Here is a 17,187-nt window from a genome sequence, read left to right on the forward strand (position 1 = left end):
AAAATTTCCAGTACAATACGTGCTTTTTCATCAGGTGTGAACTTCCTTCTCTTGGATGACATACAACTAAGAAACTCCTTTTTTGCTGTCTAGTTTCTATGTAGCATTATATATTGTCTGATATCAACTGTTTTTGTATTTGAGTCCCACGTTACTTTCGCTCCAAATGTCTCACTTACCATTCTTACAGGTACAAAGGTATATCCGTTTAAGACTTGTATTGCTGAGTCTAGTTGTACTTCTTTACCGTTTACAATGGCTTTGTTCGAGCCAATTTGTAATTTTAGAGAGATATCTAATTTTTGGGCTGTCACTGTCTGGGTATTACTATCCCAGGTTACATTAGCACCAAGTGCTTCAAAGATTTTTCTCATGGGAACATGAACGGAACCCGAAATATTTTGCGGTGATTCCTCTACGGAGTAATCTTGGAGTTCTTCATTTATTCTTACAAATATTCGTTCACCATAAGATACTGCTGCTCCGTTTAAAGCCCTATCTTTGAGTTTGCTAATTGATTCATCATTTAAAGGGTTATTTGCCAAATAAATCTCCCAAAGATTTGTTTGATTATCCAGAGAACTAATATCTTGGATTTCATTATTGACTAATGAGATCTTTCTTGGTGTTAATTGAGATAGTATTGATATATCCGAAAGACCATTACCATCTAGATACAAGACATCTAACTTATTCAGGGATTTAATTGGACTTAGATCATTAATATGGTTATTGCTTAAATCAAGATGATAAATACCATTCTGAGCTTCTATGCCACTTAGATCGCTAATAGAGTTTCTTTCAAGTGAAAGTAAGACAAGAGGAGGTAGGCTCTTCAGAAACTGAAGCGAAGTAATTCCGTTTGAGCCTAAATAAAGTGAACGCAACTTAGGCAAGCTTCCTAACGTTTCTTGATCGGATATTGAGTTACCGTTAAGTGATAACAACCACAATTTTGGTAATTTACTGATTGGTTTTATGTCTGAAACCCGATTTTGATTGAGTTTTAATGTCTCGAGTTCATTCGCATAAGCCAAGGCCGAAATGTCTGAAATCTGATTATCTGACAAATCTAGATCCTTTATTTTTACAAGCTTTTGAAGGCTGCTTATATCGGCAATTTGATTGTTTTCAAGCTGCAGCCACTTCATATCTGGCAGACCTTCAAGAAAGCTTATATTTGTTAAATGAAGAGAACCGATGCTTAAAGTATCAAGTTTAGGGAAATTCTTAATTACACTTAAATCTTGGATTGGATTTCCAGATAACTCGAGACCCCTCAAGTCAGATAAGCTGTTTAGTGAGCTTATATCTTTAACCCAATTGAATTTAAGACCAATGAAATCAAGTTTTGATAAATTGCTCAAAGGCGAAACATCCGAAATTTGATTTTCTTGTAAATTGGTAAAAGACAATTTTTTAAAATTTCGCATTGTAGAAATATCATGGATTTGATTCTTATAAGCGTTAAAAGTAGTTATGTTGCCAAGATTCTTTAGAGGTTCAATATCCTGTATCTGATTTTCAGACAAATCTAGCTCTTTTAAATTGTTAAGATTTCTAAGAGGGCTTATGTCAGCAATATGGTTTTGACTTATATTTAGACTCTCCAAAGAGCGTAGATTATCTAAAGCGTGAATGTCACTAATTTCATTTTGCCACAAGTTAATATTTCTCAATTTCGTTAACCCACTTAAGGCATTTATATTTTCGATTTTATTCTGTATTAATTTTATTTCCACCAAATTTTTGGCGTACTCTAAGCCATTTAGCGACTTAATGCCTTGCCAATCTGCTGGACCTATTTTTCTAAGACTCTCCATATCCCCTGCCGTTATAGGGCCATCATCTTTATTAAGTTCTTTTCTAATAACTTTTTCAAGTGCTGAATCCTCAATTTTTACTTCTGGGGAATCTGCTATTATTTTTAAAGGTAAAGATAAATTTAGTAAGAATACCATACTTAATGAGAAAGTAACAAACCTAGCCTTTTTCAAAAAATTACCTCCAGTATTTAAAAGACTAATTTCTTTTACCTGCTGCAAAATCTCCAGCATGTATATCTAATACAACTCGTTTCGGATGGATCAACGAAACCTCATGCCTGCAGCTCCATTTCTTTCCTTCGATCCCCTGTATTGTATTTCCGTCTTCAATAACATCACCGTTTAGAAAGATATAGTCTCCATATGTATAAAGAAGATTTGCAACTTCATTTACATCAAGATCATTAAAGTGTACTTGCAGATCCGGTAATCCCAAAGCAGAGAGTCCTAAAGTATCCATAACGGTTTCACTGAATGTGTTTTCTATATTAAAAAGTCTCACATTCATTAAACCGATCATGATATCGTAGTTAGGCTGATTTGGTTGATTGGATAGATAGTCATTTGGTTCAATAAATTGTTCGCTCACTCTAAAATGAATCGCCTTACATGAACATGATTCCACAATTGCATAAAGGGCCTTTTGAAATAATTCCATTCTTTTCTGATATTCTAAACCTGAGGCCATAAAATCAGTAATCAATACAGTGTATCTACACTTTAATACTGTGCTCCGCACATCTCTCCATCGCCAAGATTGAACAAATGATGATTCTAACCTGCTCATATCTTCAAGCTGTTCACTCGATAACATAATTGCTATTTGTGCGGGCATATCTCCTTCTGAAAAAGAAATTAAATAATCTTTAAAGAAAAATAGCAGCACATTTTCTTTATTAGTAGCTAATTCAACATTGCCGCAATAAAATCTTAATGAATCGAGTATTCTATCCGCTGATACCAAAGGATAATCTTCAAACAAAAGTTCTACACCATAGGTTCTTGCGAAAACATTATCCAGATCGTCTTTATCATCATTAATAACCATTTGTTTCTCTCTCCTTTATTAGCTTCATTCATTTTCTCATATTCACACAAAAATACCTATAATTGTTCTAAAATTCATTAGACATTTTTTCAATTTTTAAAGTACATTAATAATTAAATAGTGTCTAATATATAACGTTACACTGCAAATTGCGCTTCAAAGAGAGGGTGGCATATGATTAATTTTGATTTAATCTCAGATATCCATTTAGATTTCTGGATCAAATATTCAGGTAACTACTCAAAATTAGAAGAACAAATGGATGAATTTATTCAATCAATACTGCCCGATTCACCTTCAAACATTCTTGTAATTGCAGGTGATTTAGGTCATTTTAATCAGCAAAATTTCATCTTTATTAACAAGATGATGGAGATTTATAAAAACATTCTGATAGTAGCCGGGAACCATGATTATTATTTAGAATCAAAATCCATTAAAAATAAGTACAGAAAAAACTCATTAAATAGATGGAATGAAATGAGGCAATTCATTCAACGTTTTTCCAATGTAATGATTTTAGATGGAACATTGGTAGAAATCGATAACATAAACTTTGGTGGTTGTGGAATGTGGTATGATTTCCAATATGGCTATCAGGTCTTAAAGGCTAGTGAGTTAGAAGTTTTTAATCACTGGAAAAGCGTTTCTAATGATTCAGTATTAATAGAGGGAAAACCAAGATTAGTAGAATTAATGTTTCAAGAGGAAAAGCAAAAACTTAATCAAGTTCTGTATCAATCAGATGTCATAGTGACTCACTTCTCACCTGACTGGGCACATGTTCCAATAGATAGAGCTCACGATTTAGCCACAAGCTTTTATTACTTTGATGGACGAGAATTCTTCAATCAAATCAAGAATAAAATATGGTGCTTTGGACATGTTCATAAAAGAATGGATTATATGCACTATGATTGTAGGTTTGTTAATGCTTCATTAGGTTATCCTGGTGAAAATAAAGGTCTGCCTAGCAAGATAATTAATGTGAATCATTACGTATAATAAGTCTAAAGGGATAATTAAGTAAACCAAGTGACCAAGTGTTATAAAATAGTGTCGTTTAATTTTAAAATTAGAATGGATTTTTAGTTACATACTGGTACGTGAAATAAGCCGAGCAAGGTTCTTTTGCTCGGCTTTCCATCCTACTTTTCAAGAAAATCAAATTAAGTAAATCTGTAATACATGGGACCATTATTTAGTTGACTTAGTTAATTTTTCTGATGCTATAGCAACTCTTAAATCAAATACTTTTCCATGAAATGGATTTTTAACTCTTGGCCTTGTCTCAAATGACAGTTGATCGAAACCCTCTTGCAAATGCCTCTCTTCAATTCGATCCATCCCATCTTTTAACGCAATTTTTGTAGAATGGTATAACAAATGGTTCAAAGTTCTAGGAATTCCTAATGACGCATAGTAAAGTTTCTCAGAAAGATATGGATCAGCAAGTTCAGAGTTATCAGGAAATGGTAACTTGAATTCTATGCTGTTCAGAAAGGTACAAAATTCCTTTTTCTCTTTCTCCGTTTCATACTTAAAACCGGGAAAACTTGGCTTGTACGGAAACCGTTCATCCAACTGTTTATTTGAAGAAAAAATTCGAGAGGCGTCGTCTTTAATACCTCCAAATACAATAGGGAGGTTAACATCATTCACCAACTGTTTTAACCAGTCTGCTGCTTTTCTTATTACCCTCTGTGTATCGGTATCAATTAGATGCTGTAACTCGTCAATGATTATTAATTCGACTTCACAATCTTCGATAAATCCTTTCAACCTTGTTGTAAGTTGTTTTTCAGTTCCTTTGTAATGAAACGGATCACCCAGTTCCTCAAGCATCTTTGATGCTACGTTTAACGGTTTAGAGTTTGAATCTAATTCCACTCTCAGAACTGGAACTTTTGGGAATGTAACAGTTTGATTATTAATTTTTTTCACTCTTGTTTCTCTTGGATGAAAACTCTCATATGTTTTAAACAATGTCGACTTTCCAGCACCTGTATCCCCGAGTATACATAGCCCTTTTTTATTCAAGCTTTTACTTTGAAGAACGTGACATTCACGTATAGCTTCATGAAGTTCATTGAATCTAGTGTGCTTCACAACAATTCGATCGAGAACAGCAAGCCTGTCTGAAAGTTCCTCATCAGTAATTCGTTGACCGTTCAAACGCTTAATGTTCTTATCCATTATGGCAATCTCCTAATAAAATGACATCAAACAAGGGTAATTCATCATGCTTATCTTTAAATGATTCTACAACAACTTGCTTATTGCTCTGCATCGGTTTTACTGTTATTTCTGGTTGAGTTAGTTTCTCTTTATCAGTACTACGCGATTGTCTCTTCGATTTCATTTCTTCTAGAGTAAGTTCCCCTAAATACTGAAAAGTTTCAATTTCAGCAGGAAGACCTAATTCCTCATTTGTTATTGATTGTAAGGATATCCCACTTAAGCTTTCAACTTCTTGTTGCTTTGCTTTAATGTAGCCTTGCTTTTTATCTTTCACTTGATCATTCTGAATTTGCTTTATCAGTTTCATTGCTTCAATAACCTGTGTATCATCAAAATCCCTCCTTTCCCGCCCCCTTTGTAAGCATATTGCTTTAATTTGCTGGAAAGGGAGAGGCATTAGAGGCTCTACTCCAAAATTTTTGCTGAGTTGCTTTATCGTATTCGGGTCTGGATATGCATCTATGAAAGATCCGTCATATGGGTTCTGAATATAAACTTTACTCACGTCAGAATAATCAAATCGCACTATTACTTCTATTTTTTCATCGCCTTTACTTATCATTTGGTTCCGAAGCTTCATTAGTTCATCACTCCAAAACCAAATTTCTTCTAAAACTACACCTTTATTGTTAATAATACGTCTTTCTCTTCCACCACAGAGAGCCAATTTTATATCTTTTTTTGTAAATGGGAGCTCCTTTGATAGATGGATATTTTCTTTAAAGCCCTTTTCCCATATTTGATGAGGTGTTCCACCGAACCTACTGTGACTGTAATTATGTGAGATGATATCCACAAAAATTATATGGGCAATGTAATAAAAAGCCTGCAACGTTATACAAGCATTACCTTCTGAATCATATTGCTTTCTTTCAAAAATATTAGCAAAACTTGTCCCTTTCAATGTATGCACCATATCATTAAATGTCTTTAGCCATCTCTCAACTGTCCCCTTTTTATGACCCGCCGCGACTTCAGGAAACAATGGATCGATCCCAAAAAAGCTGCAAACTTCTTCAATATCATACGAATTATTAGAAGATGCATTATCAACAACTAGCTCTTTAGGTATCCCGTATGCAGTCCATTCATTTTGAACATCTGGAAAAAGCTTCTTTATATACACTTTTGGTAGAATACAGTGTAGTAAACATTGTTTAATAGCAAAAGAATCTGGGTAGTCAAATGTAATATAAAAGCCTAATGGATTACCGGAATAGACATCGATTGCATAAACCAACCACGGTTTTCTGCGTTTAAGTGTCTTAGGATCAACTAAATAAATATCTACTGGTGTCCAATCTAATTCAACCCGCTGTAGTGGACGCTCCGGTCGATCAGTTACACTCTTAACCCCGTCACGTTGAAGTCTCGCGGCAACATGCCCATCCCTAGCTGACATCTGACGATAGAGATCACGTTGTTCCTTAATAATCCTCCAAATTGTTTGAAAGGAATGCAAGGGCTCTTTATTTTCAGAACTCCTGAGCTCATTTACTTTTTTTATGCTATCTTTATACAATCGGTAAATGTAACGATAGTTAACTTCTTCCCCTGAGTACATATTTTCATCCATGATTTTCTGTAGTGAATTCATAACATTATTTTTTGTGCGCCGGTATTTCGGCCCTTTTTTACCATCAACAAGATAACGTGCATCACCGTACTTGTCCCAAATCCTTTTCCAGTTATAAAATGTCGCTCTACTTATATCAATACATTTTTCTTCCCTCAACTTTCTTAGATACTCATCTAATCGATATGAGTGAAAATATCCATTGATCACCGGACGAAGTACTTCCAACTTGATTTTCACACTGTTCTTCTCTTCATCCGTAAGTAGGTCTATGTCAAGCTTAACAATCGAAGAACGTTTTCCAGTATCCTCAAAAGCTAATCTATCTTCATCCCAAGCTTCCTCCAGCTCTTTAAGGGAAAAAGCTTTTTGCTGTTTGTAATTAATTAATTCAGCGACAACCTCATTATCTTGCGATCTCTTTACAACATACTCACTGCCATCCATAAGAAACTTTGTTCCATAAGAAAAAGAACACCGTGCCACATTAATTACCTCACTTTCTAAGCCAAATTATCGATTTCAACGATAATTCATAATTCACTAAATCAGTAATAATTTCATTTGAGTATATAAGTTTATAAAGTTGGATTATTATTAAGTCATTATTAATACAATTTGTGATACTAATAAAATCTTGAATGGTAATTGGACCACGGTAATCCAAAATTGTTTTAATATATTCAGCAATTGCTGGAATCACCTTGTATGCTTTAACTTCTAGTAATAAATTTATATTTCTTTGTAAAAATCCTGTGCGTATCTGATCTTCTGTAACTACATGAAATGTCCATTCCTTTTGCCTACAAAACTCGGATGCAGCTAAAAACTTAGCTTTATTAAGATCACTATTTACAAATTGCTTTAACTTTACTTCTACTAACACGTATCTATCATCCTTAGTGATTAGGAGGTAATCAGGAAAATACTTACGCGTTCTACCTAAGTAATTGTACTTAATCCCTAGAGGCTGGAAATAAATTCTCTCAATAGAGGGGTCGAAATTACATAACCGCACATAATCTCTTTCCAGTAGGCTTTCAGAATATATTACAACAGCATTTTTTGATTGTGTTACCTTACATCTGTAGTTCCTACCCTTTGTTGGTCTAATCTTTCTCGCAGGAAATCGCATTCTACAAACATTCCTTTTTATTCCAGAATTTATTAGACTAGTTTCTCCGATATAGACATGTTATAAACCTATTAAAAATAACATTTGTCCAGAGAAATTAATTTACTAGCCTGGAAATTTTAGTTTTAAACTGGAAAATAAAATTAATATCTTAGACTGAGATAAAACTAAACTAACGGGCGGATTACGTGAATGGGCATTAATGTTAATATAACCTTAATTGGGGGGGGGGCTAATCTTGAATGATTCTATTTGTAGAGCAGTTGCGACTGGTAATATCGAGTACATAAAATTCTCTTTTTTGAGAGGTATTAGTGTAGATTATAAGTGTATAAAGAGTGGTCATTCTTTACTTAATATAGCTATAGAAAATGAACAATTAGAGGTAGTAAGGTTCCTGCTTCAGAACGGGGCGAATATAAACTTAAAGAGCATTGAAGGATGGACGCCATTACATGTAGCGGTGGATGTATCCATAGATGGTACAATTCAATCGGGTGGAAATCCTGGAGAGGAACCAACAGAAGTATTAAAGTATTTGTTGGATAATGGTGCGGATAAAAACATCATGGCATGTAACGGTAAAACCCCGACAGATATTGCAAGAGATTATAACTCACAGAAAATAATAAATTTCTTAGAGAACTACTAGCAAATCAAATTTATTGAATACGACGGTGAACGATAGTTTAGTTTGATATAGACACCGCGGCAGACGGTGATGACGGACAGCTGCCAGGTTTTCCATACAGGAGACATTGGTTGAAAACTCGGAGGAAATAATTTGAACCCTAAATGCTAACGAGGAGCGCTGTATATAAACGATAAAGGAGATCAGGGGATTGATACTAAGGGCAAGCGGATGGATAGGGAAGCAATAGAGCTGTACAGACATTTATTGATGATTTAGTTAAGCTACGCCAAGGTGTGCTGCCTCGCTGGATAATGGTGTAGAGAATAGCTTCATAAAAACATTTTGTGGGGGGATTCATTTGTGGATATCGAATGAAGTACTTCGCGGGTTTCCACCTGATTTTAGAGTGAAGTATAGATTTTTTAAGCAAGAAGAAGGAGGTAGGAAAATACTTCCTCGACAAGGATATAGAAGTGATTTTGCTTTAGAAGGTGATTTTTTAAAGACAACGATTGAGCTGAGAGTCATTCACCCAGAGTTCGAAGATGAGAACGGAGAAATAATTATTAATGAGAACAGTCCAGTATTAGAAGTAGGCACTGCTAGGATGTGGGTTTTATTTCCGAAAGCACGAGAGGAAAGACATATTCATGACATTAAAGTAGGACTTAAAGGATATTTCATGGAAGGACCAAGACGTGTCGCTGAAGCCGAGATTATAGAAATTATCGGTTTATTCACAAACCCTAGAACTGAGTAGAGATAGATTAATTGTTCCTCTATACGGTGAACGATAGCTAGGCCGTCTGTAAAAACATCTAAGGACCAATATGAAGTATTTGAGCAATGCATTAGTTGTGCTTTCATTTGGAGTTTGAGCATGGAAAATATGACCCTGATGAGCCTTGTGATGACCCAAGTTTTCCTTGGAACAGGATACTAGGTGTAGCCAGAATAACTTGGGATGATGTATTTTAGCATTACGAGATTTAAGCAGCCCTTGTTGTTTCTAATAAAATCTTTGAAAGGGGAGAGATTTTATGGAGTTAAATTCAATTCAACAACTTATTACTAGAAGATATCCAAACTGGAATGTTTATTGGGAAATCTCCGGGAAATGTATTTGGGTAAGTATGAATGATAAACATCGGAATTTTTTTGAAATACAAGTTACTGAAGATGAAGGCGTGGGAATAACTAGAAGACGTGAAGATGATCTTATTAATTTTTCAGGACATGATGAGGCATTTAATACGTTAGAAGAAACCCTAGAATACTTAGATAAGAATATTATATAGCCATTTACAAATATTCACTTACTTATTAAGCTAACGAGGAACGCTAGTTGAATGAACACCGCGACAGCCGGCCAGACGACGGCTTCCGTTTCATTGAAGTAATGGGCATATTAACTTAAGGAAAATCGGTAATTAAGTTGCCGAACGAGGTAAATTTACTTGCAGTGGAGTAGACTACAAAAGCAGCTTCAGTCTAGAGTTTGTAATTCCTTGAAGGGGCGTATTTCCTACTACAGCACGCGATACTGAGGGACACATGATCGTGAAGGAAAGGCATGGATTACTTGCGATAAAAAGATCATTATCGATTTTTGTACGACAAAAAGAGGCTATCTTTATCACTCCCTTGCTGTGAAACTGAGAAGGCTGTGGAACGTCTCTAACTTTTCGGATCCAAGTCAAAAAGCAAATTATTACCGTGCATACCGTGTTGCCGACAAAGAGATGGTCCTGAAAGGTATTCATAGCCAGTACGATTTCTATAAAGCAGCCGAAGAATATTTACATTTGTCTATCGATGAAGCGTTGGCGTCGGAGAACCCTATCATAAGAGCACTTTCAGTAATCGATAAGAGGCTAGGAAAGCGAAGACTGAATATGATCCGAGATGATAACCTAATCGTAACGAAATGCTAAAGTTACGATTTGATGTAGAAACACGTTCAGATCCCGTTGATATGCTAAGCTAACGGGTACTTTACTTCAAAAATGTTATCAAATTGAAATATTATTTTCATGTGCTGTCTTAACGAATTAAGCCTATACTAAAAATCAAGACCCCCTTTAAAATATATGATTCAGACTCGCGGCCTATTGCTGTGAGTCTCTTTTTTTATTCTCCTAACGGGAGGATACTTGCAAGAACACATAGAATTGAAACATGTAATTTATGTATGAGAAGTGCTATTGAAATTTATTAAGTAGGTGGAAGTATGTGATTATTCGACTTTTTAAACAAACAGAAAATTTCTGAACCTGTAGTAAAAAAAGTAGATATGGATCTACAAGATGTAGAGAATTTTTCATCGTTGCAAGAATTATTTGAGCGATACAGTGGTGTTGCTCTTGAGAAACAACTAGCAATAAACGATTCAATCGGCAACCTTGATTGGACTGTTCATATGAGTGCAGGAACAGCGACATTTGGTAAGCATTTCGTAAGCGTAAAACCGTACCCACCTGTTCATAAGAGTCGGCACCTGTCACAATGAATCCATCATATACGGAAGGGTGGATTCAAATGGACGAAACCTTGCAAGCCATTTGGGCAAAGCGAATTGCAGCTTATCAAGAAAGTGGTCAAACCCTGAAAGCATGGTGTGCCGAACAGAACGTAACCTTGCATCAGCTCAAATATTGGTTATATAAAGCCCCTAAGACTCCAAATCGGAATACCTCCACGACCTTCCGCGCAGTGAACGTCATGCCTACCACTTCGGAAGATAACCTTCTCTGGGTTCAAGTAGGGCCTGCCCGTATTGCCGTGCGCCCAGGATTTAAACCGGAGCTGCTCCGTGACATCGTCGCTGCACTGGGTACTGAATGCTAAACTTCTCGGGATCTTCACAGGTATATCTGGCTTGCGGGCCGACAGACATGCGTAAATCCATCGACGGTCTGGCTGCCCTCGTTCAGGAGCAGTTTGCTCTGAGCCCTTTCTCGACGGCTCTGTTTGTGTTCTGCAATCGTAAGCGAGACAAACTTAAAATCCTGCAATGGGACCATGCGGGCTTCTGGCTCTACTACCGCCGACTGGAACGGGGAACGTTCCAATGGCCTGCAGGAAGCCTATCCCCTTTATGCTTGACGGAGCGAGAACTGCGCTGGCTCTTGGACGGCCTTTCCCTCTCTCAATGGCAAGCCCATCCATCTGCATCCCCTGAAGTGGCGATCTAAACAGGACATTCACGAGATTTGCCGAATATATACCCTATGAAAACAAACACGGAATCCATGACTTTGGAAGAACTCCAACAGCATAACGCCAAGTTGGAACAACAAAATCACCAGCAGGAACGGGAGCTTGCCGAATTGTCGGCCAAACTCAAGTGGTACGAGGAGCAGTTTCGTCTGACTCAGCACAAGCGCTTCGGCGCATCTAGCGAGAAGACGAATCCGGATCAATTGGAACTGAACCTGTTCAATGAAGCAGAGGTACTGGCCACGCCCAAAGGGCACGAGCCCGAGATGGAGAAGATCACGTACGAACGCCGTAAATTGACCGGCAAACGTGAAGCCGACCTGTCGGACCTTCCGGTGGAAACGGTGACGTATCAGCTTGAAGAGGGCGAGCAGGTTTGCGCTTGCTGCGGCGGACCGCTGCATGAGATGAGTACCGAGACGCGTAGTGAAATTGCGGTGGTGCCGCCACAGGTCAAGGTGGTTCGGCATGTGCGGAAGGTCTACGCCTGCCGTCACTGCGAACGCCATGAACTGCAAACGCCCATCGTCACGGCACCGATGCCAAAACCCGTCTATCCGGGTAGATTGGCATCCCCTTCGGCGATGGCGTATGTGATGTGTCAGAAATATGTAGACGGCTTGCCCTTATACCGGCAGGAGCAGCAATTTGCCCGTCTGGGCTATACCCTATCCCGGCAAACCATGGCAAACTGGATGGTCCAGGGGGCGGAGCAGCGGATGCTGCCGGTAGTGGAGGAGATGAAGCGCCATTTGCGGAAACAAGATGTGCTACATGCGGACGAAACAACACTGCAGGTGCTAAGGGAACCGGGAAAGTCAGCGGAGTCGACGTCCTATCTGTGGTTGTACCGAACTGGACGAGATACCACACCGGTGGTCATCTACGACTACCAACGGACACGTGGGGGTGAACACCCGCGGGATTTCTTAGGCGGCTTTAGGGGTTATCTGCATGTAGATGGTTATGCGGGGTACCACAAAGTAAACGGGGTGACGCTGGTGGGCTGCTGGGCCCATGCTCGGCGCAAGTATGCTGAGGCACTGAAGGCCGCCCCCGAGGCCAAGGGCAATCCGGAAACCGTTGGGGCTCAAGGGCTGGCATATTGCAATCAGCTTTATGACATTGAACGGGAGCTAAAGGATTCCACGCCGGAGGAACGGCAGAAGGCCCGAGAAGAGCAAAGTCGCCCGGTACTGGAAGCGTATCATGCGTGGCTGCGTCAGCAGAAGGCCCGAACGATGCCGAAAAGTCTCATCGGGCAGGCCATAGCGTACAGCCTGAACCAGTGGGACAAGCTGACGGCGTTCTTAACGGATGGACGCTTGGAGATTGATAACAACCGCAGTGAACGGTCGATTAAGCCATTTGTAATTGGGCGTAAAAACTGGCTGTTTGCTAATACGCCCCGAGGGGCTAAGGCCAGCGCAGCAATCTACAGCGTGATCGAGACGGCAAAGGAAAACGGGCTCCATCCGTTCCGATATCTCATGTACCTGTTCGAGCAGTTGCCTCAGCTTCCGGATTTGCGGGAACCAAATGCGTTGGAGCTGTTCATGCCGTGGTCCTCATCACTGCCGGACACCTGCCGTTCGTGATCTTTATCTATCTTACTCTGGCTCCCATCTGTTGCTAGTTGGGGCCTATTTGATATTTTGACCTTAGGAATGATTTTATCAAGTGATCGCTTGGTCAAGGAATACTTTTTTATAGACTGCCCGAACGAAACTCAGACAATAAATCTTCTAACCGTTCATCAGTTCCAGTGTTTTCAATTGGTGTGAATACCCTCATCACGAAGTCACCGCTTTCAGAAACTGTGAAATTATTGTAACGAAATGTCAACAGGCCTGCTTGAGGATGTTGGATCAATTTTTCCCCTTCCGAATTTCCGGAAACCTCATGTCTCCCCCACCACTCCCTGAACTCCTCACTCCTGGCATATAACATGTTAACTAATTCCTGATACCACGAATCATTCATGTATAAGGCATATCGGCTTCTGAAATGAGCTAACAGCATGGTGGCAACGTTTTCCCAATTAACAATGCGAGCTTGCTTATCCTTCATCATGAACACGCGCCAAAGGATATTTCTCTCGATCTCTGTCGCTTGTTTAAAGTCCCCACATACCTTATTCGTCATTTGGTTCCATGCGGAAACGTTCCAGCGCTTATCGATGACATAGGCAGGGTAGGTCCCCATCCTGTCAAGAATCTGTTGAATGGCTGGAGAAATGGATTCATCCACTGTTTCGTGTGGAAGTACAGCATGGTTAGCCAACACGAGTAGATGATTGCGTTCGTCGTTGCTAAGTTGAAGGGTACGTACCAAGCTTTCCAGTACTTGTTCCGATACTTGAATATCCCGTCCCTGCTCCAGTGCGGTGTACCACGGTAAGGAAATGCCTGATAGACTTGCCACTTCTTCCCGCCTCAGACCAGGCGTACGACGACGTGAGGTCTCAACCGGTAATCCCGCCTCATGCGGAGATAGACGCGAGCGGCGGGTCCGGAGAAAATCAGCTAGTTCTTTTCGTCTTCTTTCAGAATTCATAACAAGGATTCACCTCCATATCCTGATATATTTTATATCAGTATCCGTACGATTAGTATTCGGAATAGTACTACAAACACAGACCTATTTGTGTGTTTATTAACTGATTATAATCGACTTGTCGCCTGTAGTGAAGGAGGAGTCGGCAGTAATATTTTTTCAAAACCGATCATGAAAACGAGGGAGATTCTATGGTAAAAACAGAACAGAGCGAACGAAGCAGTACATTAAGAGGCAAACGCGTTGTCCTCCTTGGAGGAACGTCAGGATTTGGATTTGCAACAGCCGAAGCGGCTGCGCGGGAAGGGGCGTCCGTAGTCGTGGTCTCCAGTCGAAAAGAGAGAGTTGACAATGCGATCTCGCGTCTGCCCCAAGGTGCGGAAGGGCATGTGGTTGATCTATCGAATGAAGAGATGGTTCGTGCATTCTTCAGCCAAATTGGTGAATTTGATCATTTGGTTTTCACGGCTGGCGAGTCCTTGCATATCGAAAATCTCAGCACAATTGACATGGAGACAGCACGTCGATTTTTTAACCTGCGTTACTGGGGGGCGTTTATGGCCGCTAAATACGGTAGCAAGAACCTCAGAGAGGGCGGGTCAATCATTTTAACTTCTGGCGTTGCCGGAGCTCGGCCGCAGAAGGGTTGGGCGGTCGCAGCCAGCATATGCAGCGCTATTGAGGCATTGACCAGGGCATTGGCTGTCGAACTTAGCCCGCTTCGTGTCAACGCGATAAGCTTCGGGTTAATGCGTACCGAGATGTGGAACGACATGCCTGAGGAAAACCGAATCGATATGTATGAGACTTTTGGAAAAACCCTCCTGGTAGGCCGAGTAGGAGAACCAGAAGATGCGGCCGAGGCCTTTCTTTATTTAATGCGTGAGAAATTCTCCACCGGACAGACTATTGTCGTGGATGGCGGTTCTTCACTGGTATAACTAATTGACAAGGTGTGTGAATATATGAATAAGGCATTAGCAGCCTCGGATGTGAGAGTCCCAGACTGCCGATGCCTTTATTTAATCTTGTTCTACTGGGTGAAATGATCAGTGTCAGTCCCGTATGATGGATTCATTGTGACAGGTGCCGACTCCTATGAACAGGTAGGTACGGTTTTACGCTTACAGCATTTCTCTTTCCCAATTCAAATGTTGGGTAGTGTTTCGCACCAATCAAACACTTGGTTATGGGCTTGGGCAAACTCTCAGGCACAGATTTCCTCAGATAGTTTGACACAGGCAATTCAGCTAAAAGCTTATGGTATTAAGAACAACATTCCTGAACTGACAGAAGAAAAAATCTCTGCGACCAATAATGAAGGACATGTAATTGCAAGTATTGCTTCTGGAATGTTTAAAAACCGTTTTTATTATGCAGGTAACTATGGTGCAGGAACAGCTTTTTTTACTATTAATGTGACACAAGAAGATTTAATGGAACAACCCGAATCGGTATTGAAAGTATTTCCACAACTGATTATGACTTTTGAACTCAACCACAGAAAAGCATTAAACTTTTATCTGAAAGACAAAGGCTTTAGAGTTTTTGAATCGAATGACAGTTTAACAGGCGTTTCTGCTAAGCTTACGGTTACAGCACATTTCGATGAACTGAATAGAATGACCAACCTAGAAGCAGCTCATAAATAAAGTGTTGATCATTGAGAGACGGATAACGTTACTTGAATGACACAAGCGGCAGTCTTAGACTTTATTTTTTATAGTCTTGGTCCGCCGCTGTTTCTTTTTACTGATCAGTTTAAACATCATTTTTCAAAAGATGACGATTTTTCAATTCAATGACCTCGTCAAATCAAGAAATTCAGTCTAATTCTATGTTTTCATCGAACAACATTTACAAAAAAATGAGCGAGTAGCTTGGCAAACTCAACCTTTTCAATATTAAATTCGATTTAAAAAATTAAAAATTCGCATCTTTCCAAAGTGCTGACTCATGAAAAACTTGTTATATACTTTCTCAGAAATATTCTTTTGTTCAATAGACGCAATAAAATTCAAAAGATTCTTAGGCCAGTCTAACAATAATGAATCGGTAAATACTATAAAATCCTTAATTCTATTCAATTCAAAATCAGTTACTCTAACCATATTTGATTTTTTTGAATACTCCATTTCCAAATTATCAATGTCATTTCCTAAATCAATATTTTGGAGAATGCAATACATGAGCCATTTTTTTAGTCTAAATGCTTCCTGAGCATTTAGGTGTAAGAATACTTTTTCTTTTGAGAAGTAGTTGTTATTAACCAGAAGTGGTTGCTTCATTAGAATGCTCTGATCAATTGTTTGAACATCTTGAGCGGTAATGTCATTTTCACAATATGAGCATCTGCCAGTTACCAACGCTTTTAGATTAACTTCAGATAAACATTTATTACATTTGTGCTGCAGATAACAAAAATGTTTCTCACAAATTATTACTGGAATCATTGACCAATTTATCCTGTGATACCTGCTAATACAAAGACACAAAGGACAAAATCTTGTTATAGCAGGATACCACCTATTTCCATGCCCCAACAATAACTCGTTCTGACTTAGATATTTTCGATTATGCTTATTATCACTCATAGTGACTTGCCCAGTTAATTGTTCAACTAAATCATAATATATATAATAATTCGCTAATTTTTTGTTTGATGCTCTTATAACATCAAGATAAGGTCTATAGTAATATAGAAATTTATATGGATCATCGATCTCTTTATACCCATTAAGATAAGATAATCTAACAATAAATCCTTCTAACGACTCATCCTCAATAATGCTGGGATTAATTAATAATTGCTTACTCTTCATGGATTACTACCTCTTCATAAAAAAAGCAGACATTAAAATATCAAATGTCTGCTCTCGTTTGTATGTTTATTCATTTTATTGTATAAAAAATGAATCTAACTATTTCTGCAACAAATCGTCTAACGAATTT

General features: G+C 38.7%; 16 protein-coding genes and 1 pseudogene. 10 read left to right on the top strand and 7 right to left on the bottom strand.

Features of this window, described 5'->3' with window-relative positions:
• Positions 1–89: 89 nt before the first annotated feature.
• Entirely contained in the window at positions 90–2,057 is a 1,968-nt protein-coding gene (locus ICC18_RS12655) for a leucine-rich repeat domain-containing protein (RefSeq protein ID WP_188174798.1), read from the bottom strand.
• Positions 2,023–2,874 (bottom strand): DUF4261 domain-containing protein, encoded by an 852-nt coding sequence (locus ICC18_RS12660; protein WP_188174799.1) that lies wholly within the window; start codon positions 2,872–2,874, stop codon positions 2,023–2,025. The genes ICC18_RS12655 and ICC18_RS12660 overlap by 35 nt, the downstream gene beginning before the upstream one ends.
• Positions 2,875–3,048: 174 nt before the next feature.
• On the opposite strand from ICC18_RS12660, the gene ICC18_RS12665 reads away from it, so the two are divergent.
• Positions 3,049–3,879 (top strand): metallophosphoesterase family protein, encoded by an 831-nt coding sequence (locus ICC18_RS12665; protein ID WP_188174800.1) that lies wholly within the window; start codon positions 3,049–3,051, stop codon positions 3,877–3,879.
• 192 nt (positions 3,880–4,071) lie between these two features.
• Here the strand turns inward: ICC18_RS12665 and ICC18_RS12670 are convergent, their stop codons facing one another.
• The 3 genes from ICC18_RS12670 to ICC18_RS12680 are packed head-to-tail and all read right to left on the bottom strand — an operon-like array spanning position 4,072 to position 7,826.
• Positions 4,072–5,070: a TniB family NTP-binding protein gene (locus ICC18_RS12670; protein WP_188174801.1), complete on the bottom strand. Its 999-nt coding sequence runs from the start codon at positions 5,068–5,070 to the stop codon at positions 4,072–4,074.
• Entirely contained in the window at positions 5,063–7,138 is a 2,076-nt protein-coding gene (locus tag ICC18_RS12675) for a TnsB C-terminal domain-containing protein (protein ID WP_188174802.1), read from the bottom strand. The genes ICC18_RS12670 and ICC18_RS12675 overlap by 8 nt, the downstream gene beginning before the upstream one ends.
• A 49-nt stretch (positions 7,139–7,187) precedes the next feature.
• Positions 7,188–7,826 (bottom strand): TnsA endonuclease N-terminal domain-containing protein, encoded by a 639-nt coding sequence (locus ICC18_RS12680; RefSeq protein ID WP_188174803.1) that lies wholly within the window; start codon positions 7,824–7,826, stop codon positions 7,188–7,190.
• Positions 7,827–8,064: 238 nt separating this feature from the next.
• Here ICC18_RS12680 and ICC18_RS12685 point away from each other — a divergent pair, with 238 nt between their 5' ends.
• From ICC18_RS12685 to tnpC, 7 genes and pseudogenes are all read left to right on the top strand, one after another.
• Complete coding sequence (locus ICC18_RS12685; RefSeq protein WP_188174804.1) at positions 8,065–8,478, top strand: ankyrin repeat domain-containing protein; 414 nt, start codon at positions 8,065–8,067, stop codon at positions 8,476–8,478.
• Between the two features lie 340 nt (positions 8,479–8,818).
• A complete protein-coding gene (locus tag ICC18_RS12690) occupies positions 8,819–9,220 on the top strand; it encodes a hypothetical protein (protein WP_188174805.1) in 402 nt (133 codons plus the stop codon).
• A gap of 280 nt (positions 9,221–9,500) precedes the next feature.
• Positions 9,501–9,758 carry a hypothetical protein gene (locus tag ICC18_RS12695; protein WP_188174806.1) on the top strand — a complete coding sequence of 86 codons (258 nt, stop codon included), beginning with the start codon at positions 9,501–9,503 and terminating at the stop codon, positions 9,756–9,758.
• A 159-nt stretch (positions 9,759–9,917) separates the two neighbouring features.
• Positions 9,918–10,394, top strand: a pseudogene (locus ICC18_RS34980) (SF0329 family protein).
• A gap of 571 nt (positions 10,395–10,965) precedes the next feature.
• Entirely contained in the window at positions 10,966–11,307 is a 342-nt protein-coding gene (tnpA, locus tag ICC18_RS12700) for an IS66 family insertion sequence element accessory protein TnpA (RefSeq protein ID WP_188174807.1), read from the top strand.
• Positions 11,301–11,654, top strand: coding sequence for an IS66 family insertion sequence element accessory protein TnpB (gene tnpB, locus ICC18_RS12705; protein ID WP_188174808.1), 354 nt, complete (start codon positions 11,301–11,303; stop codon positions 11,652–11,654). The genes tnpA and tnpB overlap by 7 nt, the downstream gene beginning before the upstream one ends.
• 18 nt (positions 11,655–11,672) lie before the next feature.
• Positions 11,673–13,277, top strand: coding sequence for an IS66 family transposase (gene tnpC, locus ICC18_RS12710; protein WP_376745632.1), 1,605 nt, complete (start codon positions 11,673–11,675; stop codon positions 13,275–13,277).
• 109 nt (positions 13,278–13,386) lie between these two features.
• On the opposite strand, the gene ICC18_RS12715 is transcribed toward tnpC, so the two are convergent.
• Positions 13,387–14,235: a helix-turn-helix transcriptional regulator gene (locus ICC18_RS12715; protein ID WP_188174809.1), complete on the bottom strand. Its 849-nt coding sequence runs from the start codon at positions 14,233–14,235 to the stop codon at positions 13,387–13,389.
• Positions 14,236–14,426: 191 nt separating this feature from the next.
• Here ICC18_RS12715 and ICC18_RS12720 point away from each other — a divergent pair, with 191 nt between their 5' ends.
• Positions 14,427–15,176 (top strand): SDR family oxidoreductase, encoded by a 750-nt coding sequence (locus tag ICC18_RS12720; protein WP_188174810.1) that lies wholly within the window; start codon positions 14,427–14,429, stop codon positions 15,174–15,176.
• A gap of 138 nt (positions 15,177–15,314) precedes the next feature.
• A complete protein-coding gene (locus tag ICC18_RS12725; protein WP_188174811.1) occupies positions 15,315–15,887 on the top strand; it encodes a DUF6882 domain-containing protein in 573 nt (190 codons plus the stop codon).
• A 252-nt stretch (positions 15,888–16,139) separates the two neighbouring features.
• Here ICC18_RS12725 and ICC18_RS12730 read toward each other — a convergent pair whose 3' ends face one another.
• Positions 16,140–17,057, bottom strand: a complete 918-nt coding sequence (locus ICC18_RS12730) for a TniQ family protein (RefSeq protein WP_188174812.1) — start codon at positions 17,055–17,057, stop codon at positions 16,140–16,142.
• Positions 17,058–17,187: the final 130 nt, after the last annotated feature.

The sequence above is a fragment of the Paenibacillus sedimenti genome (assembly GCF_014534655.1).
Classification (GTDB): domain Bacteria; phylum Bacillota; class Bacilli; order Paenibacillales; family NBRC-103111; genus Paenibacillus_E; species Paenibacillus_E sedimenti.

Bases quoted from the DNA above. Each gene is read 5' to 3' on its own strand.
- ICC18_RS12655 (WP_188174798.1), bottom strand. From the start codon at position 2,057: ATGCTGGAGATTTTGCAGCAGGTAAAAGAAATTAGTCTTTTAAATACT.
- ICC18_RS12660 (WP_188174799.1), bottom strand. From the start codon at position 2,874: ATGGTTATTAATGATGATAAAGACGATCTGGATAATGTTTTCGCAAGA.
- ICC18_RS12665 (WP_188174800.1), top strand. From the start codon at position 3,049: ATGATTAATTTTGATTTAATCTCAGATATCCATTTAGATTTCTGGATC.
- ICC18_RS12670 (WP_188174801.1), bottom strand. From the start codon at position 5,070: ATGGATAAGAACATTAAGCGTTTGAACGGTCAACGAATTACTGATGAG.
- ICC18_RS12675 (WP_188174802.1), bottom strand. From the start codon at position 7,138: ATGGATGGCAGTGAGTATGTTGTAAAGAGATCGCAAGATAATGAGGTT.
- ICC18_RS12680 (WP_188174803.1), bottom strand. From the start codon at position 7,826: ATGCGATTTCCTGCGAGAAAGATTAGACCAACAAAGGGTAGGAACTAC.
- ICC18_RS12695 (WP_188174806.1), top strand. From the start codon at position 9,501: ATGGAGTTAAATTCAATTCAACAACTTATTACTAGAAGATATCCAAAC.
- tnpA (WP_188174807.1), top strand. From the start codon at position 10,966: ATGAATCCATCATATACGGAAGGGTGGATTCAAATGGACGAAACCTTG.
- tnpB (WP_188174808.1), top strand. From the start codon at position 11,301: ATGCTAAACTTCTCGGGATCTTCACAGGTATATCTGGCTTGCGGGCCG.
- ICC18_RS12715 (WP_188174809.1), bottom strand. From the start codon at position 14,235: ATGAATTCTGAAAGAAGACGAAAAGAACTAGCTGATTTTCTCCGGACC.
- ICC18_RS12720 (WP_188174810.1), top strand. From the start codon at position 14,427: ATGGTAAAAACAGAACAGAGCGAACGAAGCAGTACATTAAGAGGCAAA.
- ICC18_RS12730 (WP_188174812.1), bottom strand. From the start codon at position 17,057: ATGAAGAGTAAGCAATTATTAATTAATCCCAGCATTATTGAGGATGAG.